Raw genomic sequence first — 25,376 nt, 5'->3', positions numbered from 1 at the left:
TGAAGGTCCGGCCCGGGGCGCCTTGGCGAGGGGCTGCTCAGGGCGCGAGGACCCGCAGCGCTCCGGGCACGCAGGCGACGGTGAGCGGGAGCGGTCCGAGGGGCTCGCCGTCGGCGTAGCCGGTGATGCCGGGTGCGTCGAGGGTGAGGGTGCGGGCCCGGTGGACGGTGACCACGGGGTGGTCGAGGTGGGTGCCGCGGTAGACCCGCGGGAAGACCTTGATCAGCGTCGTACGGCTGCAGTCCCCGACGACGGTGACGTCGAGGAGCCCGTCGTCCATGCGCGCTCCGGCGCAGATCCGCATGCCTCCGCCGTACGAGGTGCCGTTGCCGACGGCCACGAGCGTGGCCCGGATCTGCCGCTCGGTGCCGTCGTCGAGGGTGAGGCGGTAGGGGACGGGCCGGAACGCGGCGAGTTCGGCGATCATGGCGAGGTCGTACGTGAAGCGGCCGACGGGGAGCCGTATGCGGTTGCCTCGGTCGTTGACGCGCGAGTCGAAGCCGGAGGCGAGGACGGTGCCGAACCAGCGGTCGCCGACCCTGCCGAGGTCGATGTCGCGTCCGCCGCCTCCGTCGAGCAGCTCGGCGGCGAGCCGGCCGGCGGCGTCCGGTGCGCGCAGGGGCAGGCCGAGGGAGCGGGCGAAGTCGTTGCCGGTGCCGACGGCGACGACGCCGAGCGGCGTGCGGGTGCCGGCCACGGCCTGGAGGGCGAGGGAGATCATGCCGTCGCCGCCGACGGCGACGAGTGCGTCGGTTCCGCCCGCGACGGCCTCGCGGGCGCGGAGCAGGGCGTCGGCGGCGTCGGTTCCGAGGACGGTACGGACGGAGAATCCGGCGTCCCTGAACGCGCGGGCGGCCGGCTGCACGGCGTGCGTGCCCCGGCCGTGTCCCGCGGTGGGGTTGACGAAGAGCGTGATCTCGCGGGTCATGGTGTCCCCCCGGACGGAGCCTGGGGGGAGGACCTTACAAGATCAGGTGATGTCGTCGTAACCGCCCGGCCGGAGCGATCTCCCGCCGTCGGCCTCGCCGGAGGACTGCTCGGGCAGGGCGCGGGCGGCGCTGACGCTCTCGACGGCGCCGACGGTCTCGGGCGTGAGGTCGAGGACGGAGGCCTCGTCGTCGTCGAGCTCTGCGTCCGGGTTGTTGCGGTTCCGGCGCCGGTCGTTGAGGAGCGCGATGCCGACGGCGATGAAGTACAGGATGATGATCGGCCCGGAGAGGGCGATCATGCCGAGGGGGTCGGTGGACGGGGTGGCGACCGCACCGAAGACGAAAATGCCCATGATCACGCCGCGCCACCAGCCGGCCATGCGCTTGCCGGTCACGACGCCGGCGAAGTTGAGCATGATCAGCAGCAGGGGCAGTTCGAAGGCGAGCCCGAAGACGAGCACCATGCGTGTGGTGAAGTCCAGGACGTCGTCGAGCGAGAGGAAGTTCGAGGCGACGTCGGGCGTGATGCTGATCAGGACCTTCACACTGACCGGCATGATCAGGTACGCGATGTAGGCGCCGGCGGCGAAGAGCGGCACGGCGACGGCCGCGAAGTAGTACGTGTACCGCTTCTCGCTCCGGTGGAGGCCCGGGGCGACGAACGCCCACAGCTGGTACAGCCAGACCGGCGAGGCGGCGACGACTCCCGCCAGCATGATCACCTTCACCGTGGAGGTGAAGGGCGACAGCATGGTCTGGTACGCGATGATGACGCAGCGCCCGCCGGTGTTGTCGGCGATCGAGGTGCCGGGCGGGCACTTCGGTACGGGCGAGGAGAGGAAGTCCATCAGCTGCTGGCTGAAGAACGCGGCCACGACCGAGGCCACGACGACCGCGAGCATCGCCTTGGCGACGCGGTTGCGCAGCTCGCGCAGATGCTCCACGAGCGGCATCCGCCCCTCGGGGTCCTTCTCCTTCTTCGTGCGGGCAGGCTTGAGCAACCCACGTCCTCATCTCGTGCGGCAGGCCGTCGTGAAGCGGCCCTGGGGGTCGAGCGGGGTCAGCGCTGGGTGGTGTCCGAAGGCTCGGTGACGGGCCGGGCGGAGGTGACGTCGCCGGGCGCGGCCTTGATGGTGCGCTGCGCGGCGGGCTGCTCGGCCGGCGGGTCGGCGGGGGCGGGCTGCTGGCCGCCTTCCGTCTTCATCGCCTTGGCCTCGCTCTTGAGGATGCGCGCCGACTTACCCAGGGAACGGGCCATCTCGGGCAGCTTCTTGGCTCCGAAGAGCAGCACGATGACAAGGAGGATCAGGCTGATCTCGAGGGGACCGATCTGACGGAACATAAGCGTGGTCTACCTTCTCATCGAGGCGGCGTGGTGCTGGGGTGGCGGCCGCCGCCCGGACTGTTGTCCGAACCCCGACCGTCAGCGATCGTAACGCGCAGGAGTAAACGCAGGGCAATCCCCGTGCGTACACCCGTTTGCGACCCGCACCTCTTGATCTGGGCCGCGATCAGCAGCGTACCCCGCGTCTCCGCGCGGGAGGAGACCACCGCCCGAGGCCCCGGGGGGAGCGTCCACGCCCGCCCGTTCCCGGTGCTAGCGCAGTGCGCCACCGGTCTGGGTCAGGCTGGTGGCGGCCCTTTCGAGGTCTTCGGCGGCACGGTTGATGCGCTCGGTGGTCCGGGCCACCTGGCGGCCGAGCCGCTGGGCTTCGAGGAAGACCTTGATCCCGAGGACGCCGAGGACAGCGATACCGAGGAATCCGAGGGCGATGGCGAGCATGGGCCAGAACATGTGCCGAGCCTAGACGGTGTCCGGATGCGGCGGTGTCGGCCCCGGCGTTCGGAGGGGGCCGGCGGGCGCTCCGGACTTGGTCAGACGGTGGAGTGCAGCCGCAGGGTGCGCACGCCGCCGCCCGTGAGGAGTTCGACGATCCGCTCGCCCGCGGGCTTGCGGACGGCGCTGCCGCACTCGGGGCAGGTGAAGGAGTAGAAGGTCGTACGGCGGCTGGCGCCGATGGCGAGGCGCAGGGCGCCCGCGGAGAGTTCGAAGCGGGCACGGCAGTCCGGGCAGGCGGCCTTGAAGAAGACCGGCGCGATCGACGCCGTGATTCCGTGCATCACCGACATTTCCCTCATCCCTCTCGTTCCCGCGTCCTCGGCTGCCGCGGCCTCACGGGAGCCCCGGCCGCCCCTCGGCCGGCCCGTCCCCCACGGAGAACTGCGTCGGCTCAGCGGGGAATGTCACATTCCGCGTGTCTCACGCCGGGCTCTCGTAGGCGGCGAGCGCCGCGGCCGCGGCCTCCCTCGCACTGTCGGCGAGGTCCTGCGGGGAGACGATCCGCCCGTCGCTGCCGAGCCGCAGCGCGAGGCGTCGCAGCGAGGCGGGGGCGGGGGTCCGCAGAGTGATGCGCAGCCCGCCGTCGGGAAGCTCGTCGGCCCGGTCGTGCGGGTAGTACTCCGCGACCCAGCGGCCGCCGGGGCCCACCTCGACGACGACCTCGGGGTCCTCGGCGGACGGCTGGACGAGCCCCTCCGACAGATCCCGGAGCTCGATCTCCGGCGGCGCGGAGTGCTCGTCCAGGATCCGGATCTCCGCGACCCGGTCGAGACGGAAGGTGCGGCGCGCCTCGGAGAGCCGGCACCACGCCTCCATGTAGGTGTGGCCGACGGCGAAGAGCCGGATCGGATCGACCTCGCGCTCGGTCAGCTCGTCGCGGGCGGGCGAGTAGTACCGCACCCACAGCCGCCTGCGCTCCGAGATCGCCCGGTCCACCTCGGCGAAGACCCCGCCCTCGGACTCGAAGGTGACCGAGAGACGCGCGCTCGCGCCGGCGGTCTCGCCGGCCGCGGTCTCCAGCTTGGCGGTGGCACGGAGCAGGGCCTCCCGGTCGCTCTCGCGCAGCCCGGGCAGCGTCGCGACGGCACGCGCGGCGACGAGCAGGGCCGTCGCCTCGTCCGCGGCGAGCCGCAGCGGCTCGGCCACGTCGTCCGGGTTGTGCCACCAGATCCGGTCGCCGTCGGTGTCGATGTCGAGCAGATCGCCGCCGCGGAAGCTCGTGCCGCACATCGGCAGCACGTCGAGGTCGGAGATCAGCTCGTCCTCGGTGATCCCGAAGGCGCGGGCCACGTCCGCGACGTGCGCGCCCGGGCGTTCCCGCAGGTAGGTGACGAGGGAGAGCATCCGCCTCGTCTGGTCGATCGCGTTCGCAGCCATGCTGTACGTCTCCCCTTCAGCCCTTGGCCACGGCGCGCAGCCGGTCCACCACGTCGGCCCGCAGGTCCGCGGGTTCCAGTACGACGACATCGGGGCCGAACTCCACGAGCCAGGCGTCCAGGCCGTGCCCGTACGGAATCTCCAGCTCGTCCCAGCCGTCCGCGCCCTCCCGTACGGACCGGGCGCGGGCCCGCAGCGGGTAGCCGCTGCCGGCGCGCAGCCGGATCCGGGCCGAGCGGGTGGCGGTCTCGCCGGCCCAGCTCTCCACGGTCTCGCGGACGGTGACGACGTCGGGGACGGGCGCGGTGAAGGCGCCGGCCCGGGAGCGGACCTTGCCGGTGATGCGGGAGAGACGGAAGACGCGCTCGGCGCCGCGGTCGCGGTCCCAGCCGGCCAGGTACCAGTGGCCGCGCCAGCACTCCAGGGTCCAGGGCTCGACCTGGCGGGTCTCGGGGCGTGCCGCCGTCGCCTTGCGGTAGTCGAAGACGACGGGGCGCCGGTCGCGGCAGGCCAGCATCAGGGGCTCGAAGGCGGTCTCGTGGACCGGGATGCGCGGTTCGAGGGCGCTGTGCTGGGCGTCGTACGAGTCCTCGGCCTCGGGCATGCCGGCCGCGCGGAGCTTCTGCAGGGCGCCGCTGGCGGCGCCGGCGAGGCGGGCCTGCTGCCAGACCTTGGCGGCGAGGCCGAGCGCGGCGGCCTCTTCGGCGTCGAGGGTGATCGGGGGGAGGCGGTTGGAGTCGCGGCGGGCCAGATAGCCGGTCTCGCCCTCCAGGTTCTCGACGGTCTCGATGACCAGGCCGAGTTCACGCAGATCGTCCTTGTCGCGCTCGAACATCCGGTTGAAGGAGTCGTCGCTCCCGGCTTCCATGTAGGCCTCGATGGACCCCCGCAGCTCACGCTTGCTCAGCGGCCGGCGGGTTCCGAGGAGACAGAGGGCCAGATTCATCAGCCGCTCGGCCTTGGCAATCGCCATCGACGCCCTGCACCTCTTCTGCCGGATTGACTTCGGGGAGATCCGACCGTACCGCCCCGGGGTGTCGTGGCAAAAGCCGAGGGCCCGTGCCTGGACAGGCACGGGCCCTCGTTCGAGCGGATCCGGTCAGCGCTTGGTGACGCCGACCAGGTCGCAGACGAAGATCAGGGTCTCGCCCGGGGCGATCGCGCTGCCCGCACCCCGGTCGCCGTAGGCGAGGTTCGCGGGGATGACCAGCTGGCGGCGGCCGCCGACCTTCATGCCCTGCACGCCCTTGTCCCAGCCCTGGATGACCTGGCCGACACCCAGCTGGAAGTCCAGCGGGTTGCCGCGGTTCCAGGAGGCGTCGAACTCCTCGCCGGTGGAGAAGGCCACACCCACGTAGTGGACCTTGACGAAGTCGCCGGCGCCGGCCACCTCGCCGTCGCCCTCCCAGATGTCCTTGATCTCCAGGTCGGCCGGCGGCTCGCCGCCCGGGAAGTCGACCTCGGGCTTCTCGATGCTCACTGCAGTGTGCTCCTCAAACTGATGAACCGCGCAACGGTGAACTGCGCGACCGGGACAGTCTTACATCTTGGCCAGGATGTCGACGGCGAACACCAGCGTGGAGTTCTTCGGAATGCCCTGCTGCTCCTTGTCGCCGAACGCCTCGGACGGCGGGGCGACGATCAGGATGCGGCTGCCGACCTTCTTGCCGGTGATGCCGTCCTTGAGGCCCTTCAACGTCAGCTGGGCGAGCGGGAAGTTCGCGGTCTTGCCCGTCTGGTACGTCGAGTCGAAGACCTTGCCGTCCTTCCACAACGCCGCGACGTAGTTCACGACGACCGTGTCGGTGCCCTTCACGGCCTCGCCCTTGGACTCCAGGATGTAGTTGGAGACGAGCTTGGTCGGCGGGTCGACCTTCGGCACGGTCAGCGAGGGGGCCTTGCCGTCGGTGTTCGTACCGACCTTGGGCAGGTCCTTGTTCTCCTGGGCGACCTCGGTGCCCTCGGCGGACTTCGGGATCGTGGTGGACTTCAGGATGTCCACGACGAAGACGAGGGTGGCGTTGGGCTTGATGTCGCCCTGGCCCTGCTCGCCGTACCCGAGCTCCGGCGGGATGCCGACCTCGATACGGCTGCCGACCTTCTGGCCCTCCAGGCCCTGCTCCCAGCCCTTGATGACCTGGCCGGCGCCGAGCGTCAGGTCGAACGGCTGGCCGCGGTCGAAGCTGTTGTCGAAGGGGGTCGTCGAGTCCCAGGCCTGACCCAGGTAGTTCACCTGGAGGGCGTCGCCCTTCTTCGTGACCGCGCCGTCGCCCTCGCTGATCACGTTGACCTTGAGTTCCTTGGGCGGGTCGCCCTCACCCTTCGCGAGGGTGGGCTTCTCTCCGAACTTCTCACCCGCGGTGATGGCGGGCAGCCCGTTCTTCATCGAGGCGGAATCAGAGCCTCCGTCGTCGCTGCCGCAGGCCGCTGTCGAGAGCAGCAGCAGCGGGACGACCAGTAGGCCGGCAAGTCGGCGCACGTGTTCCTCAGATCTCAGACGGCACATTAGTTGCCCGACACTCTAGGGGGTGTCTTGTGGATCAGGCCGGATCAGGGAGCGGCGTCTGGTGCGTGCGATCGCAAGGCGGAGGATGGAGCCGACGCGGAGCGTCGGCGACTGACGACAACGCGGCGTGGGGGCACCTCCCGTGCCCGAAGGGCTACGGGGGAGTGCGTGCCAGACGCCGCGAGCCCGGCGTGATCCACAAGACACCCCCTGGGGGACCTTCCGGGCAGGCCAAGGGCCCCGCACGGCAAACGTACGGGGCCCTGGTACTTCGTACCGTCGTGTCCTACATTCCGGCGATCAGCTTTTCCACCCGGTCGTCGACGGACCGGAAGGGGTCCTTGCACAACACGGTGCGCTGCGCCTGGTCGTTGAGCTTGAGGTGGACCCAGTCGACGGTGAAGTCCCGTCGCTGCTCCTGCGCGCGGCGGATGAAGTCGCCGCGCAACCGCGCCCTGGTGGTCTGCGGGGGCACGGACTTGCCCTCGAAGATCTTCAGGTCGTTGCAGATCCGGGCCGCCTGCCCCTTGCGCTCCAGGAGGTAGTAGAGACCGCGGCGGCGGTGGATGTCGTGGTACGCGAGGTCTATCTGCGCGACCCGGGGGTGCGACATGGTCATGTTGTTCTTCGCCCGGTACCGCTCGATGAGCTTGTACTTCATGACCCAGTCGATCTCGGTGCCGATCCGGTCGAGGTCCTCCGCCTCGATGGCGTCCAGGGTGCGGCCCCAGAGCTCCAGGACCTGGGCGACCGTGCCCGTACGGATGCCCCTGCGGTCGACGAAGTCGGCCGCCTTCTCGTAGTACTCGCGCTGGACCTCCAGGGCGGAGGCCTCGCGGCCGCTGGCGAGGCGGACCTTGCGCTGGCCGGTGATGTCGTGGCTGACCTCGCGGATGGCCCGGATCGGGTTCTCAAGCGTCAGGTCGCGCATGACGGTGCCCGCCTCGATCATGCGGAGCACGAGGTCGGTGGCTCCGACCTTGAGCAGCATGGTCGTCTCGGACATGTTCGAGTCGCCGACGATGACGTGCAGCCTGCGGTACCGCTCGGCGTCCGCGTGCGGCTCGTCGCGGGTGTTGATGATGGGCCGGGAGCGGGTCGTCGCGGAGCTGACGCCCTCCCAGATGTGCTCGGCCCGCTGGGAGACGCAGTAGACCGCGCCCCGCGGGGTCTGCAGCACCTTTCCGGCGCCGCAGATGAGCTGTCGGGTGACGAGGAAGGGAATGAGGATGTCCGCGAGCCGGGAGAACTCTCCATGGCGGGCGACGAGATAGTTCTCGTGGCATCCGTAGGAGTTTCCCGCCGAGTCGGTGTTGTTCTTGAAGAGATAGACGTCGCCGGCGATTCCCTCCTCGTGCAGGCGGCGTTCGGCGTCGACGAGCAGGCCTTCGAGAATGCGCTCGCCGGCCTTGTCGTGGGTGACCAGTTCGGTCACGTTGTCGCATTCGGGCGTTGCGTATTCCGGATGCGATCCCACGTCCAGGTACAGGCGGGCGCCGTTCCGCAGGAAGACATTGCTGCTGCGGCCCCATGACACGACACGGCGGAAGAGGTAGCGCGCCACTTCGTCAGGAGACAGTCGGCGCTGTCCCCTGAACGTGCACGTGACGCCGTACTCGTTCTCCAGCCCGAAAATGCGGCGGTCCATGTCTGAACATTACGCCTGATGGCCTGAGCTGAAACCGGGTTCGACGGCCCCGTTTCGATCATTTTCCGATGAGTGCGTGTTCTTTTCGGCCTGGCCGGCCCCGCCCACGGTGGCGCTGACGGCGTGTCGCACGCCGGAGCGGGGCGCCCCGAGCACCCGGCCGGTGGCCAGCAGGACCAGGAAGGCCACTGTGCCGCCCGCTGCGGCGACGGCGAAGCCCGCGGTGGTTCCGGCGAGTTCGACGGCCGGTCCCGCGGCGGCGGAGCCGAGCGCGGCGCCTACGCCGAAGGTGGTGACGAGCCAGGAGAAGGCCTCGGTGACGGTGCCGCTGGGCGCGTGCCGGTCGACGACGATGAAGCCGCAGGCGAGGGCGGGGGCCAGGAAGACGCCGGCGAGCGCGGCGAGCGCGGCCATCGGTACGACGCCGGGGGTGAGCATCAGCGGCAGGTAGCCGAGGGCGAGCAGGCCGACGATGACCGTCAGTCGCCGCTCGGGAGCGCCGGCCCAGCGGCGGGCGCCGTAGAGGACGCCGCCGATCAGTGCGCCGAGGCCGAGGGCGGCCATGATCCAGCCGTACGCCGCTTCGTTGCCCCGCTCGTCGGCGTAGGCGAGGCCCGCGACGGTGATGGAGCCGAGGGCGAGCCCGACGAAGAAGAAGGAGCCGAGCAGGGCCAGGAGGCCGGGCGAGCGCAGGGCGCCGAGCCAGTGCGCCTCGCGGGGCTCCGAGCGCCAGGCGCGCGAGGGCTCGGAGAGGACCACGGAGAGAGCCCCGAGGACGCCGAGGACGTTGATGACGAGCAGGGCCGCGGCGGGCGACCAGAGGGCGACCAGGAGGGTCACCAGGAGCGGCCCGACGGTGAACATGACCTCCTGGGCCACGGCGTCCATGGCGTAGGCCCGGTGGACCCGGTCCTCCCGGCCGAGGACGCTCGGCCACAGGGCGCGCAGTCCGCCTTCGAGTGGCGGGGTGAAGAGTCCGGCGACCACGACCGCCGCGTAGGCGAGCACGAGGGGGCTGATTCCGGCCACGGCGAGGACGATCATGCCCAGGGCGGAGACGAGCGCCGCGGGGAGCTGGACGCGCGGCTGGCCCTTGAGGTCGACCGCGCGGCCGAGGAGCGGCTGGCCGACGGCGGTGGCTATGCCGTACGCGGCGGTGAGCCCGCCGGCCAGGCTGAAGCTGCCGCCCTCGGAGCGGACGAAGAGCACGAGGGCGATGGGCCCGGTGCCGTTCGGGAGCCGGCCGACGAGGGTGCCGGTGAGCAGTCGCAGGGCGTGCGGCGCCCTGAGGATGTCGAGATAGCCGCCGCTCGCCTTGGCCTCGGTGGCCATGTCCGTCTCCTCTCCCCCGGCGTCCACCCCCGAGGTTTTACGTATAACGTCGCTGGGTCATACGTACCATGGCGGGATCCCGCGGGTCCACCCCGCGGGCGGCGACGACCCCTCGCGGAGGCACGAGTGCAGACCCCAGAGTCCCCCGGCTCGGCGCGGCCCACCAGCCGGGACGTCGCCAGGGCCGCCGGGGTGTCGCAGGCCACCGTGTCGCTCGTCCTCGGCGACAAGTGGCGCGGCCGCGTGTCGGAGCGCACCGCGGACGCCGTGCGCGAGGCCTCCCGCGAGCTCGGGTACCGGCCGAATCTCGCCGCCCGCAACCTCCGCCTCGGGCGCACGAGGACCGCGCTGCTCGTCGTCCCGGCGCTCACCAACGAGTTCTTCGCCCGCGTCTACACCGGCGCGGCCACGGTCGCCGCCCGCCACGGTTTCGGCGTCGTCCTCTACCCCTCCCCCGACGGCGTCGGCCCCGCCAAGGACCCCTTCGCCTCCGCGCGCGCGGCGCTCGACGGCATCATCGCCTCCTCGATGGCCGCCGACGCCCTGAAGGCCTTCCACGGCACGGAGCTGCCGCTGGTCATGCTCGACAGCGACCCCTCCGCGACCGGGGCGGCCGCCCACGTCAACCTCGACATCGTCGACGGGATGCGCCAGGTCACCGCGCATCTGCTGGGCCTGGGCCACCGCCGCTTCGTCCACCTCGCCTCGGCCGTGCCGTCCTGGACCTTCGACGTCCGCGCGGCCGCCCTCGCCGAAGCACTGCGCGACACCGACGTCCGCACGGTCCACGCGCCCCTGGACGTCGACGGCGCCCGGGCGGCCGCCGAGCGGGCCCTCACCGGCCCCGGCCCCCGCCCGACGGCCCTGGTCTGCGACGACGACATCCTCGCCGCCGGAGCCTGCAAGGCCGCGCGCCGCCTCGGGCTGCGCGTCCCCGACGACGTCTCGGTCACCGGCTTCGACGATCTGGCGCTCGCCACCGCCGTGGAACCGGAGCTCACCACCGTACGGCTGCCCGCCGAGCGCATCGGGGAGCGCGGCATGGCCGCTCTCCTGGCCGTCCTGGCAGGCGAGCGCCCCGAGCCCGGCGACCTCCCGGTCACGCTCATGTCCCGCGACTCCTCCGGCCCGGCGCCGGCCTGAGCGGGCGCGCCGAAGGCCCCGGTCCACACCCGCGGACCGGGGCCTTCGGCATGCTCGACCGAAGGGGCTACTCCTCCGAGTCCTCCGCGATCTCGTCCGACGGCTCGTCCGTCTTGGCGATCGCCGCGTTGTCCGCGTCGAGGAGGCGGGCCAGCTGACGTCCGACGATCCGCTTGAACTTGCGCTGCTGCGGACGCGTACGGTCGAGGACCGCCACCTCCAGGCGCTCCGCGGGGATCTCCCGCTCGCTGCCGTTGGTGTCCCGCGAGAGGGCCTGCACGGCGAGCTTCAGCGCCTCGGCGAGCGACATCCCGTCGCGGTGCCGCTGGTCGAGGAAGCTGCCGATCTGCTCCGCGTTGCCGCCGACCGCGACCGAGCCGTGCTCGTCCACGATCGACCCGTCGTGCGGCAGCCGGTAGATCTGGTCGCCCTCGGGCTCCGCGCCCACCTCGGCGACGACCAGCTCCACCTCGTACGGCTTCTCACCGGCGCTGGAGAAGATCGTGCCGAGCGTCTGCGCGTACACGTTCGCCAGGCCCCGGGCGGTCACGTCGTCCCGGTCGTAGGTGTAGCCCCGCAGGTCGGCGTAGCGCACGCCGCCGATACGGAGGTTCTCGTACTCGTTGTACTTGCCCGCCGCGGCGAAGCCGATCCGGTCGTAGATCTCGCTGAACTTGTGCAGCGCGCGGGACGGGTTCTCGCCGACGAACACGATGCCGTCGGTGTACTGCAGGACGACCAGACTGCGGCCGCGGGCGATGCCCTTGCGGGCGTACTCCGCCCGGTCGGCCATGGCCTGCTGGGGTGAGACGTAGAACGGAGTCGACACCGGCTACCCGTCCCTTTCTTCTGGATTGGGGGTCCCCCCGGACGTCCGGGGAGGACGACGAGTGGTCAGAGCAGGGCCGCGCGCGGGCCGTCGGGCTGCTCCAGGCGCCGGTCGGTGACCGAACGGGCGAGCGCCGAGGACTCGTCCTCGGTGAGCCGGCGGAAGCCCTCGTCGGTGATGACGGTGACGATGGGATAGATACGGCGGTACAGGTCCGGGCCGCCGGTCGCCGAGTCGTCGTCGGCGGCGTCGTACAGCGCCTGCACGACCAGCGTGGTGGCCTGCTCCTCCGTCAGGTCGGGGCGGTACAGCTTCTTCATGGAGCCGCGGGCGAAGACCGAACCGGAGCCCGTGGCGGCGAAGCCGTGCTCCTCGGAGCGGCCGCCGGTCACGTCGTAGGAGAAGATCCGGCCCTTCTCCTTGCCCTCGTCCCATCCGGCGAAGAGCGGCACGACGGCCAGACCCTGCATGGCCATGCCGAGGTTGCCGCGGATCATGGTGGACAGGCGGTTGGCCTTGCCCTCCAGGGAGAGGGTCGCGCCCTCCACCTTCTCGAAGTGCTCCAGCTCCAGCTGGAACAGCTTGACCATCTCGACGGCGAGCCCGGCGGTGCCGGCGATGCCCACCGCCGAGTACTCGTCGGCCGGGAACACCTTCTCGATGTCCCGCTGCGCGATCATGTTGCCCATGGTCGCCCGGCGGTCACCGGCGAGCACGACACCACCGGGGAACGTCACGGCAACGATCGTGGTGCCGTGCGGCGCCTCGACGACCCCCTCGGGGAGCTTCCGGTTGCCCGGGAGCATCTCCGGCGAGTGGTCGGAGAGGAAGTCCAGGAACGAGGACGAGCCCGGCGTCAGGAAGGCAGCTGGTAGACGCCCGGTGCTACGAGTGTTGGCTTCCACGCGTGTCCCTCCAAGGATGAGATGGCCCGACGCCGGCCGCCGGGATCGTCTCCCGGCATGCCGTCGCCCTCGGCCGCGTTGCAGTTGAAGCACGGTATGTCACGGACCCTACCCGGCTCGTGACGGTGATCCACATCGTCTTCGAGGGCAGGGGCCGGCCGTGCCGGCGTCCGGTGCGGTGCCAGTGACCGGACGGTGCGGGCACTCCGGCCCGCACCGTCCGATGACCTCTGCAGTCACCCGCCCCCACCTTCGATTCGAAGGTCAGATGGCGTTACTCGCCGCCCTTTTGCACGAAGGAGCGCACGAAGTCCTCGGCGTTCTCCTCGAGCACGTCGTCGATCTCGTCCAGGACGGAGTCCACGTCGTCGCTCAGCTTCTCCTGACGTTCCTGGAGGTCGGAGCTCGCCTCCGCGGTCGTCTCCTCGACCTCCTCCGTGGAACGCGTCGCCTTCTGCTGTCCGCCGCCGGTGTCCTTGGTCGCCATATCCCTCACCCCGCTCGAATCGGCCCGCTCGGTTGGGTCTCTCAAGATCAGACCCTACAAGCCAGGTCTGACATCGGCCCCGCAGTTTCGTACAACGTCCGGGCACTAGTCCCATGATTCCCAGTGCCCGGCCATTTCAGCCGCCCGACAGGACGCGGACCAGTTCCTCCGCCGTCCGGCACCGGTCGAGCAGCTCCTTCACGTGGTTCCTGGTGCCCCGCAGGGGTTCCAGGGTCGGCACCCGCTGGAGGGAGTCCCGGCCCGGGAGGTCGAAGATCACCGAGTCCCAGGACGCGGCCGCCACGTCGTCCGCGTACTGCTCCAGGCAGCGGCCCCGGAAGTAGGCCCTGGTGTCCTCCGGAGGCTTCGTCTCGGCCCTTTCGACCTCGGACTCGTCCAGGAGCCGCTTCATGCGCCCCCGGGCCGCCAGACGGTTGTACAGGCCCTTCTCGGGACGCACGTCGGCGTACTGCAGGTCCACGAGGTGCAGCCGGGCCGAGTCCCACTCCAGGCCGTCGCGCCGCCGGTAGCCCTCCATGACCTCACGCTTGGCGATCCAGTCCAGTTCGCCGGCGAGGCTCATAGGATCGTTCTCGAGCCGGTTGAGGGTGTCCTCCCAGCGGACCAGGACGTCCTTGGTCTGCTCGTCGGCGTCCGCGCCGTACCGCTCCTCCACGTACTTCCTGGCCAGCTCGAAGTACTCCATCTGGAGCTGGACCGCGGTGAGTGTACGGCCGCTGCGCAGCGTGACGAGGTGCTGGAGGCCGGGGTCGTGGGAGACCTGGTGAAGGGTGCGGACGGGCTGGTCGACGGCGAGGTCCACGTTGATGAACGAGTCCTCGATCATGGACAGGACCAGGGCCGTCGTACCCAGCTTGAGGTAGGTGGAGATCTCCGAGAGGTTCGCGTCGCCGATGATCACATGGAGCCTGCGGTACTTCTCGGCGTCCGCGTGCGGCTCGTCGCGGGTGTTGATGATGGGCCGCTTCAGGGTCGTCTCCAGGCCGACCTCGACCTCGAAGTAGTCCGCGCGCTGGCTGATCTGGAAGCCGTGATCACGGCCGTCCTGGCCGATCCCGACCCGGCCCGCGCCGGTGACGACCTGGCGGGAGACGAAGAACGGGGTGAGGTGGCGGACGATGTCCGAGAAGGGCGTCTCCCGCTTCATCAGGTAGTTCTCGTGGGTGCCGTAGGAGGCGCCCTTGTTGTCCGTGTTGTTCTTGTACAGGTGGATGGGCTGGGCACCGGGGAGCTGTGCGGCCCGCTCGGCGGCCTCCGCCATGATCCGTTCGCCGGCCTTGTCCCAGAGGACGGCGTCACGGGGGTTGGTGACCTCGGGGGCGCTGTACTCGGGGTGGGCGTGGTCGACGTAGAGCCGGGCCCCGTTGGTGAGGATCACATTGGCCAGGCCGATGTCCTCGTCGGTGAGCTGCGTGGAGTCGGCGGCCTCGCGGGCGAGGTCGAAGCCGCGGGCGTCCCGCAGCGGATTCTCCTCCTCGAAATCCCAGCGGGCGCGACGCGCCCGGTGCATCGCCGCCGCGTAGGCGTTGACGATCTGGGACGAGGTGAGCATGGCATTGGCGTTCGGGTGGCCCGGAACGGAGATCCCGTACTCCGTCTCGATGCCCATTACTCGCCGTACGGTCATGCGGCCCTCCTTGCCCGGCGGCGCTCCCCTTCGGGTGCGGCGCTACAAGTACCGACGAGCCTAGAGCGACTCCGCGCCGGTGGGGAGATCGATTACGTCATTCCTGCGGGGAAAAGCGTCCGGCTGCGGAGGTCCGAGGGTCCGGACCTCCGCAGCCGGTGTGCGATCTACAGGTACTGACCGGTGTTGGCCACCGTGTCGATGGAGCGTCCGGTGTCCGCGCCCTGCTTTCCGGTGACAAGGGTGCGGATGAACACGATCCGCTCGCCCTTCTTTCCGGAGATCCGGGCCCAGTCGTCGGGGTTGGTGGTGTTGGGCAGGTCCTCGTTCTCCTTGAACTCGTCCACGCAGGCCTGGAGGAGGTGGGAGACGCGGATGCCCTTCTGGTTGTGGTCGAGGAAGGCCTTGATGGCCATCTTCTTGGCCCGGTCCACGATGTTCTGGATCATCGCTCCGGAATTGAAGTCCTTGAAGTACAGGACTTCCTTGTCGCCATTGGCGTACGTGACCTCGAGGAAGCGGTTCTCCTCGGATTCCGCGTACATCTGCTCGACCACGGACTGGATCATTCCGTGGGCCGCGGCCTCCTTGGACCCGTGGTGCTCGGAGAGGTCGTCGGAGTGCAGAGGCAGCGAGGCCGTGAGGTACTTGGCGAAGATGTCCTTCGCGGCCTCCGCGTCCGGGCGCTCGATCTTGATCTTGACGTCGAGCCGGCCGGGCCGCAGGATCGCGGGGTCGATCATGTCCTCGCGGTTGGAGGCGCCGATGACGATGACGTTCTCCAGGCCTTCCACGCCGTCGATCTCGGCGAGCAGCTGCGGGACGATCGTGTTCTCGACGTCCGAGCTGACTCCGGATCCGCGGGTGCGGAAGAGGGATTCCATCTCGTCGAAGAAGACGATGACGGGGGTACCCTCGCTCGCCTTCTCCCGGGCACGCTGGAAGACGAGGCGGATGTGCCGCTCGGTCTCACCGACGTACTTGTTGAGGAGCTCGGGGCCCTTGATGTTGAGGAAGTAGGACTTCCCCGCGGGCTGCCCGGTCACCTCGGCGACCTTCTTGGCAAGGGAGTTGGCGACGGCCTTCGCGATCAGCGTCTTGCCGCAGCCGGGCGGTCCGTAGAGCAGGATGCCCTTCGGAGGCCGCAGCTCGTGCTCCTTGAAGAGGTCCGGGTAGAGGTACGGAAGCTCGACGGCGTCCCGGATCATCTCGATCTGGCCGCCGAGGCCGCCGATCTTGTTGTAGTCGACGTCGGGGACCTCTTCGAGGACCAGTTCCTCGACCTCGCTCTTCGGCACCACCTCGTAGACGTAGCCGGATCGGGGTTCGAGCAGCAGGGCGTCGCCGGGACGGATGGTGATGTCCAGCAGCGGCTCGGCGAGCCTGACCACCCGTTCCTCGTCGGTGTGCCCGACCACCAGGGCACGCTCGCCGTCCTCGAGGATCTCCTTGAGGGTGACGATGTCCCCGGCACGCTCGAACTCCATGGCGTCGACCACGTTGAGCGCTTCGTTGAGCATGACTTCCTGGCCGCGCCGGAGCTCGTCGAGCTCGACGCTGGGGCTGACGTTCACCCGGAGCTTGCGGCCCCCGGTGAAGATGTCGCACGTGCCGTCCTCGTTGGCCTGCAGGAAGACTCCGAAGCCGGCAGGCGGCTGTGCGAGCCGGTCGACCTCCTCCTTGAGGGCCACGATCTGGTCGCGGGCCTCACGGAGTGTGTTGGCGAGCCGCTCGTTCTGCGCGGACACGCCGGCCAGGTTTGTCTGCAGCTCGACGATCCGCTCTTCGAGAATCCTCGTATGACGCGGAGAGTCGGCGAGCTTGCGGCGCAGGACGGCGATTTCCTGCTCGAGATAGGCAACCTGGCCGGCGGGGTCTTCAGACCCCCGCCCCGGCCGGATGCCGCGGTTGATGTCGTCGTCGTGGGCTGCCACGGTCCTCACCTCCTCCAAGGGGAGCTGGACGCTTCCTGACCCTACCTGCGTGGGTGGTGATTGAAACCCCTAGATCACAAAGACTGTCGAGGCGTGTCCGATCTTCACCCTTGCGCTTCCCCTCACGCCAGGTGAATACCCACCCATCAACATCGGAAAGCCGCCGGTTGTATCGTCGTCAGTGGTCAACACCCGTCAGGCGTGACCGGACTTACAAGAACGACCTCTTTTTCGACGCTCAGGAACGGCAGGAGACATGACCGTGCAGCACGAGGCCCCGAAGCAGGGCGCCGGCGAGGCGCTGGAGGTCTGGATCGACCAGGATCTCTGCACCGGGGACGGGATCTGCGCGCAGTACGCTCCGGAGGTCTTCGAGCTGGACATCGACGGCCTCGCCTATGTGAAGAGCGCGGACGACGAGCTGCTCCAGGACACCGGGGCGACGACGCCGGTGCCGCTGCCGCTGCTCCAGGACGTCGTGGACTCCGCGAAGGAGTGCCCGGGCGACTGCATCCACGTGCGCCGGGTTTCGGACAGGGTCGAGGTCTACGGCCCTGACGCGGAGTGACGGATCACACGCTCCGCGCGTCGGCCTGGGCGGCCCGCACGAAGGTCCCGCCCTTCCAGCTCCAGCTGACGCGCTCCCGTTCGTCGGGGCAGCAACTGGGTACGTCCGGGGACGAGTAGCCGAGAAGGGTGGCGGTGACCGCGCCGTCGCGTACGGCGAGGTCGGCGACGTTCTTCTGCCGGGCCGGTTCGACGAGGGTCGCGACCACGCGAGCCCCCGGGCCGTCCTTGGCGTGGGTCAGGACGTAGAGGGCGTGGGGCGGCGTTCCGGAACCGGCTTCGCAGTGTACGACTGCGACGGTCTCGGGTTTCCCGTCGCCGTCGAGGTCCCCGGTGACGCGCTGCGCGATCTTGACGGGGGCGCCCCCGCACTCCAGGGGGTAGTCGGCCGTCGTGGCGTCGGGCGCGGGCCGCGGGGCGGCCGGCGCGCTGCCCGAGGCGGCGGCGGTGGTCGCGGTGGCGGGGCCGGGCTGCAGCAGTCCGGCGAAGGCCACTACGGCGGCCATCGCGGTCGCGGTGGCCAGCCAGTGCACCGGCCGGGCGTGGGTGTGCGCGAGGTCCGGGACGGCGGGGGGCTGCACGCGGGATGTCTCCTGTGAGGGTGGCGCGGAAGGAGTTGCGGGCATCGTGCCATACGTCACAGGCGGGTGGAACAGGCGGGGTGCGGGCTGTCCGCAAAGATGCCGAACGTGAAGGTGCCGCCGTCGAGTTCCCCGGCCAGGGGCCGGAACTCGACGGCGGCACGCCTTCGTTGTCGGGGTGTCAGCCCTTGTTGGGGCCTTCGTAGTCCTCGCCGTAGGCGCCCTTCGCGGGGCGACGGCGGCGCATGGGGGGCTCGACGCCGTCGGCGAGACGCCGGGCGGTGACGAGGAAGCCGGTGTGCCCGATCATGCGGTGGTCGGGGCGGACGGCGAGGCCCTCCACGTGCCAGTTGCGGATCATGGACTCCCAGGGCTGCGGTTCGGCGTAGCAGCCGAACTCGCGGATGGACTCCACGGTGCGCGCGAGCTGGGTGGTGGTCGCCACGTAGCAGCAGAGGATGCCGCCGGGGACGAGGGCCTTGGAGACGGCCTCCAGGCACTCCCAGGGGGCGAGCATGTCCAGGATGACGCGGTCGACGTCGGTGTCGGACAGGTTGTCCTGGAGGTCACCGACGGTCAGCTGCCAGGCGGGGTGCGGGCCGCCGAAGTACCGCTCGACGTTGCCCTTGGCGATCTCGGCGAAGTCCTCGCGGCGCTCGTAGGAGTGCAGCATGCCGCTGTCTCCGATGGCGCGCAGGAGGAAGCTGCTGAGAGAGCCCGATCCCACGCCGGCTTCCACGACGCGCGCGCCGGGGAAGATGTCGGCGAAGGCGAGGATCTGCCCCGCGTCCTTGGGGTAGACCACGGCGGCGCCGCGGGGCATGGACAGGACGTAGTCGGGGAGCAGGGGGCGCAGCGCGAGGTAGGCGACGTTTCCGGTGGTGCGGACAACGCTGCCCTCGGGGGCGCCGATCAGTTCGTCGTGCGGGAAGGAACCCTTGTGGGTGTGGAAGTTCTTTCCCTCTTCGAGCGTGAACGTGTAGTGACGGCCCTTGGGGTCGGTCAGCTGAACCTGGTCCCCGACCTTGAAGGGCCCGCGTCGGCGGGCGGCACCGGTCGGTTCGGACATGTGACCAGAGTACCGGGGTTATGCGGAGGGTCGTGCCATGGCCTTGACGAAGGCACGTTCCACGTCGGCGGCCGAGAGGACTCCGTAGATCTCCTCGGAGTCCTCGACGACGAGGTATTCGGAGGCCGGGCTGGCGCGGAGGTGGTCCAGGAGGGGCTGGCCGGTGAGTTCGGCGGGGACCTTCATGCCGTCGGTGAGGTCCTGGGCGAGCGTGCTGACGGCGACCCAGGGGCGGCGGTGCTGGGGGACGCCGGCGATGGCGGTCTCGCGGACGAGGCCGGTGGGGTTGCCCTGGCCGTCGACGACGACGAGGGCGCGGGCGCCGGCGTCGTTGGCGCGGCGGAGCGCCTCGGAGAGCGGGGTGGCGGGCTCGACGGGGATGGCACGCCGGGTGAGGGTGCGGGCGCGGAGTTCGGGGAGGTGTTCGCGCAGCCGGGCCATGCGCAGGCTGTTGCCGGCGCCGGTCCAGATGATGGCGGCGAGGATCGCGGCGAGCAGGGCGTCGGTGACGGTGTCCATGCCGCTGATCTCGTCGGTGGAGTTGCCGAGGAGGCCGGTGCGGGTGAGGAGGGGGAGACCGATGAGGACGGCGACGGCGAGGGCCCGGCCGACCCAGGCGGCGGCGATGGTGCCGCTCATGGGCTTTCCGGTGATCTTCCAGATGACGGCGCGCAGCATGCGGCCGCCGTCGAGCGGGAGGCCGGGCAGCAGGTTGAAGACCGCCACGATCAGGTTGGAGATCATCAGGCCGGCGAGGAGGACACCGGGGACCGTGCCGGGCTCGACGGCGTACAGGGACAGGTAGAAGGCGCCCGCGAGGACGAGCGAGAGCAGGGGGCCGACGAAGGCGAGGACGAACTCGCGGCCGGGGGTCTCGGTCTCCTTCTCGATCTCGGAGACGCCGCCGAAGAACTGGAGCTGGATGCGGCGCACCGGGAGCTTGAAGCGGAGCGCGGCGATCGTGTGGGCCAGTTCGTGGACGAGTACGGAGGCGTAGAAGGCGATCGCGAAGAAGAGGGAGACCAGGTAGCGGGCGGCGCCGAGGTCGGGCAGGACGCGCTCGATCTGGTCGCCGAAGACCCAGGTGATGAGGGCGGCGACGAGGAACCAGCTGGGGGCGACGTAGACGGGCACGCCGAAGGGGCGGCCCATGAGGATCCCTCCGCCGGGTTCCTCGCTCCGTCGGGTGCGGGCGCCGGCGGTGGCCGGCGGTTCCGCGTCGCCGGACCGCGGCCGCTTCTTCTCGCCGCGCTCGTCGTCCTGGTTCACGGGTTCCTCTCGTAGCCTTCCGCCCGACTCCTGTCGTGCGTCACTCTTCGATCATGCAGCGTGACGGGGTCTGTCGTCGATGGTATGCGGCTCGCTGTCGGTGGCGGGTCGTAGGGTCTGAGTCATGAGTACGAGCGAGCAGCCGCCCGTGGGGGCCCGGACGCCCACGTCGTTGTCGCCTTCGCGGGCGAGCGACTTCATGCAGTGTCCCCTGCTGTACCGGTTCCGGGTGATCGACAGGCTGCCGGAGAAGCCGAGCGAGGCGGCGACGCGGGGCACGCTGGTGCACGCGGTCCTCGAGCGGCTCTTCGACCATCCCGCCGCCGAGCGGACGGCGCCGCGGGCGAAGGCGCTGATTCCGGGGCAGTGGGACCGGCTCCTGGAGTCGAAGCCGGAGCTGGGCGAGCTGTTCGCGGAGGACGCGGAGGGGGAGCGTCTCGCGGGCTGGCTGGTCCAGGCCGAGCAGCTGGTGGAGCGGTGGTTCACGCTGGAGGATCCGACGCGTCTGGAGCCGGCGGAGCGCGAGCTGTTCGTGGAGACGGAGCTGGAGTCGGGGCTGCGGCTGCGCGGGGTGATCGACCGGATCGACGTGGCGCCGACGGGCGAGGTGCGGATCGTCGACTACAAGACGGGCAAGGCCCCGCGCCCGGAGTACAGCGAGGGCGCGCTCTTCCAGATGAAGTTCTACGCGCTGGTGATCTGGCGGCTGAAGCAGGTGGTCCCGCGGCGCCTGCAGCTGGTGTATCTGGGCAGCGGTGACGTCCTGACGTACGACCCGGTGGAGGCGGACCTGCTGCGGGTGGAGCGGAAGCTTCTGGCGCTGTGGGAGGCGATCCGGCTGGCGACGGAGACGGGCGAGTGGCGGCCGCGTCCGACGAAGCTGTGCGGCTGGTGCGACCACCGGGCGGTGTGCCCGGAGTTCGGTGGTACTCCCCCGGTCTATCCGCTGGAGATCCGGCCGGAGATCGTTTCCGCGCGCCCGCCGGAGTCGGGCGATTCGGGGCAGGGCAGAATGGGCCCGGTCCAGCCCGCGCCGTGAAGGAGTTCTCGTGGCTATCCGCGTCCTACTGGTCGACGACCAGCCGCTGCTGCGCACCGGTTTCCGGATGATTCTGGAGGCGGAGCAGGACATCGCGGTCGTCGGTGAGGCCGGGGACGGTCTGCAGGCCCTGGAGCAGGTGCGGGCGTTGCAGCCCGACGTGGTGCTGATGGACATCCGGATGCCGCGGATGGACGGGGTCGAGGCGACGCGCCAGATCACGGGTCCGGGCCGGGACGGTCCGGCGAAGGTGCTGGTCCTGACGACGTTCGACCTGGACGAGTACGTGGTGGAGGCGCTGCGGGCGGGGGCCAGCGGCTTCTTGCTGAAGGACGCGCCGGCCAATGAGCTGGTGCAGGCGATCCGGGTGGTGGCGGCCGGCGAGGCGATGCTGGCGCCGTCGATCACGCGCCGTCTGCTCGACAAGTACTCGGCGCATCTGCCCTCGGGCGACGAGCAGGTGCCGGACACGCTGAACACCCTGACCGACCGTGAGGTCGAGGTCCTGAAGCTGGTGGCGCGCGGTCTGTCGAACGCGGAGATCGCGGCGGACCTGTTCGTCAGCGAGACGACGGTGAAGACGCATGTGGGCCATGTGCTGACGAAGCTGAGTCTGCGCGACCGGGTCCAGGCGGCGGTGTACGCGTACGAGAGCGGTCTGGTGCGCCCGGGGGCGCAGTAGCCCGCGGGGAAGACCGGCCGGGTGCGCCCGGGGCAGTAGCCCGGAGAAGACCGGCCGGGTGCGCCTGGGGGCACTCCGGCGGCCGGCAGAGAGCCGAAAGGGGCCCGGCACGCGTGATGCGTGCCGGGCCCCTTCGCGCGGCGCCACGGGACGGTGCACCGTGGCGCCGGGCGCCCGCGGGTGGTCCGTCAGCTCTTCTTGATCTCCCAGAAGCGGAAGACGGTCGAGGCGTCCAGGGTCCAGTCGAGACCGGTGATGCCCTCCCGGGCGACGGCGTACTGCTTGCCCTGCCAGAGCGGCAGGAGGGGCAGTTCCTCGGCGACCAGGTCCTGGAGCTTGCCGAAGTCGTCGCTGGTGCTCGCGCGGTCGGCGGCGGCGGAGGTCTTCGGGAGCAGCTTGCCGGTGATGGTGGCGTTGGCGTAGTTGTTGGAGAGGACGTTGCCCTCGCCGAAGAACGGGGCGGTGAAGTTGTCGGCGTCGGGGTAGTCGGGCACCCAGCCCTTGACGTACACGCCGTACTTGCCGGCCGCGATGTCCTTCTCGTACTGCTCGTACTCGACGGACTTCACGTCGGCGTCGAACAGGCCGCTGGTGTTGAGCTGTTCGGCTATCGCCTTGAGCTCCTCGTCGGTGGACGGGCCGTAGCGGCTCGGCGTGGACCAGAGGGTGAGCTTCACCTTGTCGGTGATGCCGGCCTTGCGCAGCGCCTTCTTGGCCTCGGCGGCGTCGGGGGCGCCGTAGGTGTCGAAGAAGGCGGTGTTGTGGCCGGCGACGCCCGCCGGGACGATCGAGTAGAGCGGCGTGGCGGTCGACTTGTAGATGTTCTGGACGAGCGCCTCGCGGTCGACGAGGTGGGCGATCGCCTGGCGGACGCCGAGCTCGCCGACGACGGGGTCCTTGACGTTGAAGACGAGGTGCTGGACCTCGGCGCTGGTGCCCTGGATGACCTCGATGCCCTTGTCCTCGGCGGAGGTTTCCAGGCTGGAGATCTCGTCGGCGCTGAGGCCTCGGTAGGCGACGTCGACGTCGTTGTCGGCGAGGGCCTTGGAGAGGGCGGCGCGGTCGCCGTTGTAGAGCTTGAGGGTGACGCCGCCGTTCTGCGGCTTCGCGCTGCCCCGGTAGCCGGCGTTGACGGAGAAGACGGCCTCGGTGTCGCTGATGGACTCCAGCTTGTACGGGCCGGAGCCGATCGCCTTGCCGTCGGTGCGCAGCCCGTTCTCGGAGTACTCGCGGTGGTCGACGATCGAGCCGGCGCCGGAGGCGATCTTGCTCGGGAAGGTGGCGTCGGGGGTCTTCAGGCGGAAGACGACGGTCAGGTCGTCGGGGGTCTCGATGGAGGCGATCGAGGAGAGCAGCGGCGCCGGGCCGGCCGGGTCGGCGATCTTCAGCGCGCGGTCGAAGGAGAACTTGACGTCCTTCGAGGTCAGCGGGTTGCCGTTGGAGAACTTCAGGCCCTCGCGCAGCGTGCAGGTGTAGACCTTGCTGCCCCCTGCGAAGGCGCACTTCTCGGCGGCTTCCGGCTGGGGCTCGGTGGTGCCCTTGGGGAAGCTGAGCAGGGACTGGAAGACGTTGTTGAACAGCAGCCAGGAGCCGGGGTCGTAGCCGGCGGCCGGGTCGGTCGCCAGGACCTCGTCGGACATGCCGACGCGGACGTTGTCACCGGAGCTCGCGGTGCCACCGCCCTGCTCCGTGCCGCAGCCGCTGAGCAGGGCGGCGGACAGGCCCGCGGCGAGGGGGGCCGTCAGCCACTTGTTGTGCTTCACAGAACGTGCCTCTTGATCTCTTGCCAGGCCGGTCGCGCCCGGGTGCGCGGCCGGTGTAGCCGAACAGGTTGAGGAGGGGTCAGGCGCTGCCGCGGCCGAGCTCCCAGAGGAGCAGGTCCGAGGAGGTGTTCAGCGCCCATTCCACGCCGGTCAGGTCGTCGCGCGCGGCGACGTACTGCTTGCCCTGCCAGAGCGGCAGGACCGGCACGTCCTGGGCGACGATCTTCTGGATCTGCCCGAAGACGGGGCTCGCGGCGTTGCGGTCCGCGGAGCGGCGCGAGCGCGGGATCAGCTGGTCGCGCACGGACGCGTTGACGTAAGGGGTGTTCAGGAAGTTGTCCGCGTCGAGGAAGGGGGCGACGTAGTTCTCCGGGTCGGGGAAGTCGGGGAACCAGCCGAGGCCGTAGACGGGGTAGTCGCCGCGCTTCTGCGCGGGGCGGAAGGTGGACCACTCGCTGCCCTGGACGGTCACGTCGAAGAGCCCGGTGGCGTTGAGCTGGTCGCGCATCGCCTCGAACTCCTTCTTCGTGCCGGAGCCGTAGTGGTCGGTGGTGTAGTGCAGGGTCAGCTCGACCGGCTTGGTGATGTCGGCCTTGCGCAGGATGCCGGACGCCCTGCTCTTGCTGGGCTCTCCGTAGGCGTCGAAGAAGGCGGTGGAGTGGCCGGTGACGCTGGAGGGGATCAGCGAGTAGAGCGGCTGGGCGGTCTGGCCGTAGACCGCGTTGACGAGCGCTCCGCGGTCGATGACGGCGGCGATGGCCTGCCGGACGGCCTTGTCCTCGACGGACGGGGCGTCGGTGTCGAAGGCGAGGTAGCGGATCTCCAGGCCGGGGACCTCGACGAGGTCGATGCCGTCCTTGGGCCGCTCGGTGAGCTCCTTGACCTGCTCCAGCGACATGGCGCGCGTCATCATGTCGATCTCGCGGCTCTCCAGGGCCTTGCCCATGGTGTCCGCGTCGGGGAAGGAGCGCAGCTCGACCTTGTCGTTCTTCGGGGCGATGTCGCCCTTGTAGTTCGGGTTCTTCGTGAAGACGGCCTTGAGGATGCGCTCGCCCTCGCGCTCGGTCTTCATGACGTACGGGCCGGAGCCGTCGACGTCGAAGCCCTTGCGGAGCTCCTTGCCGTCGTACTTGTTCTTGCTGAGGATGCCGGCGACGGGGGTGGAGAGCTTGTACGGGAAGGTCGCGTCGGGCGTCTTGAGGTGGAAGACGAGCTCGCGGTCGCCGTTGACCTCGACGGTGTCGATGTTGGCGAGGAGGGCGGCCGTTCCGTTGTCGGACTTGATGGCGAGGACCCGCTCGACGGAGAACTTGACGTCCTCGGCGGTGAGGGGGGTGCCGTCGGCGAAGGTGAGTCCCTCGCGGAGCTTGCAGCGGTAGCTCTCGCTGGCCCGGTCGCTGAAGCCGCAGCTCTCGGCGGCCTCGGGGACGGGCTCGCCGCCGCCGCGGGGCACGTGCATCAGGGTCTGGACGGTCTGGCGGAGGATGTTCCAGGCGCCGGTGTCGTAGGCGAAGGCCGGGTCGAGGGGCGCGGGAGCGTCGCTGGTGGCGAGGAACTGGTCCGTGGTGCCGACGACGATGGCTCTGGAGTCGTCCGAGCCGCCGCAGGCGACGAGCAGCGGGGCGAGCAGGCCGGCTATGGCCGGCAGGGCCAAGGTCTTGCGGTTCATCCGGGAACGTTCTCCTCATCCGGCACTGGGATACAGCGGCGCAGGGACACTCGCCGCTTCCGCCCGTTCGGGGCGGGCGATCGGGCCGGGATGGTGAGCGATCGGTCCTGTGTTCGCGGCGACTTGGATGCGGCGCCGGTGCACGCGGAGGGTGCGGCG

26 protein-coding genes are annotated in these 25,376 nt (G+C 70.2%); 4 read left to right on the top strand and 22 right to left on the bottom strand.

The window, feature by feature from the left end; translation table 11 throughout:
• Positions 1-37: 37 nt before the first annotated feature.
• The 11 genes from M5362_RS26495 to M5362_RS26445 form a co-directional block, all read right to left on the bottom strand.
• Positions 38-928: a diacylglycerol kinase gene (locus M5362_RS26495; RefSeq protein ID WP_260230274.1), complete on the bottom strand. Its 891-nt coding sequence runs from the start codon at positions 926-928 to the stop codon at positions 38-40.
• 42 nt (positions 929-970) lie between these two features.
• Complete coding sequence (gene tatC, locus M5362_RS26490; RefSeq protein ID WP_374214531.1) at positions 971-1,882, bottom strand: twin-arginine translocase subunit TatC; 912 nt, start codon at positions 1,880-1,882, stop codon at positions 971-973.
• A gap of 107 nt (positions 1,883-1,989) precedes the next feature.
• A complete protein-coding gene (gene tatA, locus M5362_RS26485; protein ID WP_260230272.1) occupies positions 1,990-2,271 on the bottom strand; it encodes a Sec-independent protein translocase subunit TatA in 282 nt (93 codons plus the stop codon).
• Positions 2,272-2,526: 255 nt separating this feature from the next.
• Complete coding sequence (locus M5362_RS26480; protein WP_260230271.1) at positions 2,527-2,724, bottom strand: hypothetical protein; 198 nt, start codon at positions 2,722-2,724, stop codon at positions 2,527-2,529.
• An 80-nt stretch (positions 2,725-2,804) separates the two neighbouring features.
• Positions 2,805-3,068 (bottom strand): phage terminase large subunit family protein, encoded by a 264-nt coding sequence (locus M5362_RS26475; protein WP_260230270.1) that lies wholly within the window; start codon positions 3,066-3,068, stop codon positions 2,805-2,807.
• A gap of 121 nt (positions 3,069-3,189) precedes the next feature.
• Positions 3,190-4,146 (bottom strand): YafY family protein, encoded by a 957-nt coding sequence (locus M5362_RS26470; RefSeq protein WP_260230269.1) that lies wholly within the window; start codon positions 4,144-4,146, stop codon positions 3,190-3,192.
• 16 nt (positions 4,147-4,162) lie between these two features.
• Positions 4,163-5,119 carry a YafY family protein gene (locus tag M5362_RS26465; RefSeq protein WP_260230268.1) on the bottom strand — a complete coding sequence of 319 codons (957 nt, stop codon included), beginning with the start codon at positions 5,117-5,119 and terminating at the stop codon, positions 4,163-4,165.
• A gap of 126 nt (positions 5,120-5,245) precedes the next feature.
• Positions 5,246-5,626: an FKBP-type peptidyl-prolyl cis-trans isomerase gene (locus M5362_RS26460; protein ID WP_260230266.1), complete on the bottom strand. Its 381-nt coding sequence runs from the start codon at positions 5,624-5,626 to the stop codon at positions 5,246-5,248.
• Between the two features lie 60 nt (positions 5,627-5,686).
• Positions 5,687-6,625, bottom strand: coding sequence for an FKBP-type peptidyl-prolyl cis-trans isomerase (locus tag M5362_RS26455; RefSeq protein ID WP_260230265.1), 939 nt, complete (start codon positions 6,623-6,625; stop codon positions 5,687-5,689).
• A 313-nt stretch (positions 6,626-6,938) separates the two neighbouring features.
• A complete protein-coding gene (pafA, locus tag M5362_RS26450; protein WP_137990376.1) occupies positions 6,939-8,300 on the bottom strand; it encodes a Pup--protein ligase in 1,362 nt (453 codons plus the stop codon).
• A 9-nt stretch (positions 8,301-8,309) separates the two neighbouring features.
• Positions 8,310-9,632 carry an MFS transporter gene (locus tag M5362_RS26445; protein WP_260230264.1) on the bottom strand — a complete coding sequence of 441 codons (1,323 nt, stop codon included), beginning with the start codon at positions 9,630-9,632 and terminating at the stop codon, positions 8,310-8,312.
• A gap of 126 nt (positions 9,633-9,758) precedes the next feature.
• Between M5362_RS26445 and M5362_RS26440 the strand changes: the two genes are divergently transcribed.
• Entirely contained in the window at positions 9,759-10,775 is a 1,017-nt protein-coding gene (locus M5362_RS26440; protein ID WP_260230263.1) for a LacI family DNA-binding transcriptional regulator, read from the top strand.
• A 67-nt stretch (positions 10,776-10,842) separates the two neighbouring features.
• Here the strand turns inward: M5362_RS26440 and prcA are convergent, their stop codons facing one another.
• The 6 genes from prcA to arc all read right to left on the bottom strand — a co-directional run bounded on the left by prcA (position 10,843) and on the right by arc (position 16,578).
• Complete coding sequence (prcA, locus tag M5362_RS26435) at positions 10,843-11,604, bottom strand: proteasome subunit alpha (RefSeq protein ID WP_260230262.1); 762 nt, start codon at positions 11,602-11,604, stop codon at positions 10,843-10,845.
• 65 nt (positions 11,605-11,669) lie between these two features.
• Positions 11,670-12,509 carry a proteasome subunit beta gene (prcB, locus tag M5362_RS26430; RefSeq protein WP_260230260.1) on the bottom strand — a complete coding sequence of 280 codons (840 nt, stop codon included), beginning with the start codon at positions 12,507-12,509 and terminating at the stop codon, positions 11,670-11,672.
• The gene (locus tag M5362_RS26425; protein ID WP_308354914.1) at positions 12,461-12,643 is read right to left on the bottom strand and encodes an endonuclease domain-containing protein; all 183 of its coding nucleotides are present in this window, start codon (positions 12,641-12,643) and stop codon (positions 12,461-12,463) included. Before M5362_RS26425 ends, prcB begins: the two co-directional genes overlap by 49 nt.
• 140 nt (positions 12,644-12,783) lie before the next feature.
• On the bottom strand, positions 12,784-12,996 hold the full coding sequence (locus M5362_RS26420; RefSeq protein ID WP_260230259.1) for a ubiquitin-like protein Pup: 213 nt from the start codon (positions 12,994-12,996) through the stop codon (positions 12,784-12,786).
• A 136-nt stretch (positions 12,997-13,132) separates the two neighbouring features.
• Complete coding sequence (gene dop / locus M5362_RS26415; RefSeq protein WP_260230258.1) at positions 13,133-14,644, bottom strand: depupylase/deamidase Dop; 1,512 nt, start codon at positions 14,642-14,644, stop codon at positions 13,133-13,135.
• A gap of 167 nt (positions 14,645-14,811) precedes the next feature.
• Positions 14,812-16,578: a proteasome ATPase gene (gene arc, locus M5362_RS26410; protein ID WP_260230257.1), complete on the bottom strand. Its 1,767-nt coding sequence runs from the start codon at positions 16,576-16,578 to the stop codon at positions 14,812-14,814.
• Positions 16,579-16,834: 256 nt separating this feature from the next.
• Here arc and M5362_RS26405 point away from each other — a divergent pair, with 256 nt between their 5' ends.
• Entirely contained in the window at positions 16,835-17,146 is a 312-nt protein-coding gene (locus M5362_RS26405) for a ferredoxin (protein WP_260230256.1), read from the top strand.
• A 4-nt stretch (positions 17,147-17,150) separates the two neighbouring features.
• On the opposite strand, the gene M5362_RS26400 is transcribed toward M5362_RS26405, so the two are convergent.
• The 3 genes from M5362_RS26400 to M5362_RS26390 form a co-directional block, all read right to left on the bottom strand.
• On the bottom strand, positions 17,151-17,726 hold the full coding sequence (locus tag M5362_RS26400; protein WP_260230255.1) for a hypothetical protein: 576 nt from the start codon (positions 17,724-17,726) through the stop codon (positions 17,151-17,153).
• A gap of 181 nt (positions 17,727-17,907) precedes the next feature.
• The gene (locus M5362_RS26395) at positions 17,908-18,795 is read right to left on the bottom strand and encodes a tRNA (adenine-N1)-methyltransferase (RefSeq protein ID WP_015032448.1); all 888 of its coding nucleotides are present in this window, start codon (positions 18,793-18,795) and stop codon (positions 17,908-17,910) included.
• Positions 18,796-18,813: 18 nt separating this feature from the next.
• Entirely contained in the window at positions 18,814-19,947 is a 1,134-nt protein-coding gene (locus M5362_RS26390; protein WP_261366478.1) for a site-2 protease family protein, read from the bottom strand.
• Between the two features lie 241 nt (positions 19,948-20,188).
• On the opposite strand from M5362_RS26390, the gene M5362_RS26385 reads away from it, so the two are divergent.
• Both M5362_RS26385 and M5362_RS26380 read left to right on the top strand, forming a co-directional pair.
• On the top strand, positions 20,189-21,103 hold the full coding sequence (locus tag M5362_RS26385) for a RecB family exonuclease (protein ID WP_260230253.1): 915 nt from the start codon (positions 20,189-20,191) through the stop codon (positions 21,101-21,103).
• Between the two features lie 10 nt (positions 21,104-21,113).
• Positions 21,114-21,785, top strand: a complete 672-nt coding sequence (locus tag M5362_RS26380) for a response regulator transcription factor (RefSeq protein ID WP_260230252.1) — start codon at positions 21,114-21,116, stop codon at positions 21,783-21,785.
• Between the two features lie 188 nt (positions 21,786-21,973).
• Here the strand turns inward: M5362_RS26380 and M5362_RS26375 are convergent, their stop codons facing one another.
• Together M5362_RS26375 and M5362_RS26370 are read right to left on the bottom strand one after the other, a co-directional pair.
• Complete coding sequence (locus tag M5362_RS26375; RefSeq protein ID WP_260230251.1) at positions 21,974-23,548, bottom strand: ABC transporter substrate-binding protein; 1,575 nt, start codon at positions 23,546-23,548, stop codon at positions 21,974-21,976.
• A gap of 79 nt (positions 23,549-23,627) precedes the next feature.
• Positions 23,628-25,217 carry an ABC transporter substrate-binding protein gene (locus tag M5362_RS26370; protein WP_260230250.1) on the bottom strand — a complete coding sequence of 530 codons (1,590 nt, stop codon included), beginning with the start codon at positions 25,215-25,217 and terminating at the stop codon, positions 23,628-23,630.
• Between the last annotated feature and the right edge of the window lie 159 nt (positions 25,218-25,376).

The organism is Streptomyces sp. Je 1-79 (genome assembly GCF_025195125.1).
In the GTDB taxonomy this organism is placed as follows: Bacteria; Actinomycetota; Actinomycetes; order Streptomycetales; family Streptomycetaceae; genus Streptomyces.
The sequence above is the reverse complement of the archived record's forward strand: the minus strand, read 5'-3'. Positions and strand labels throughout refer to the sequence as shown.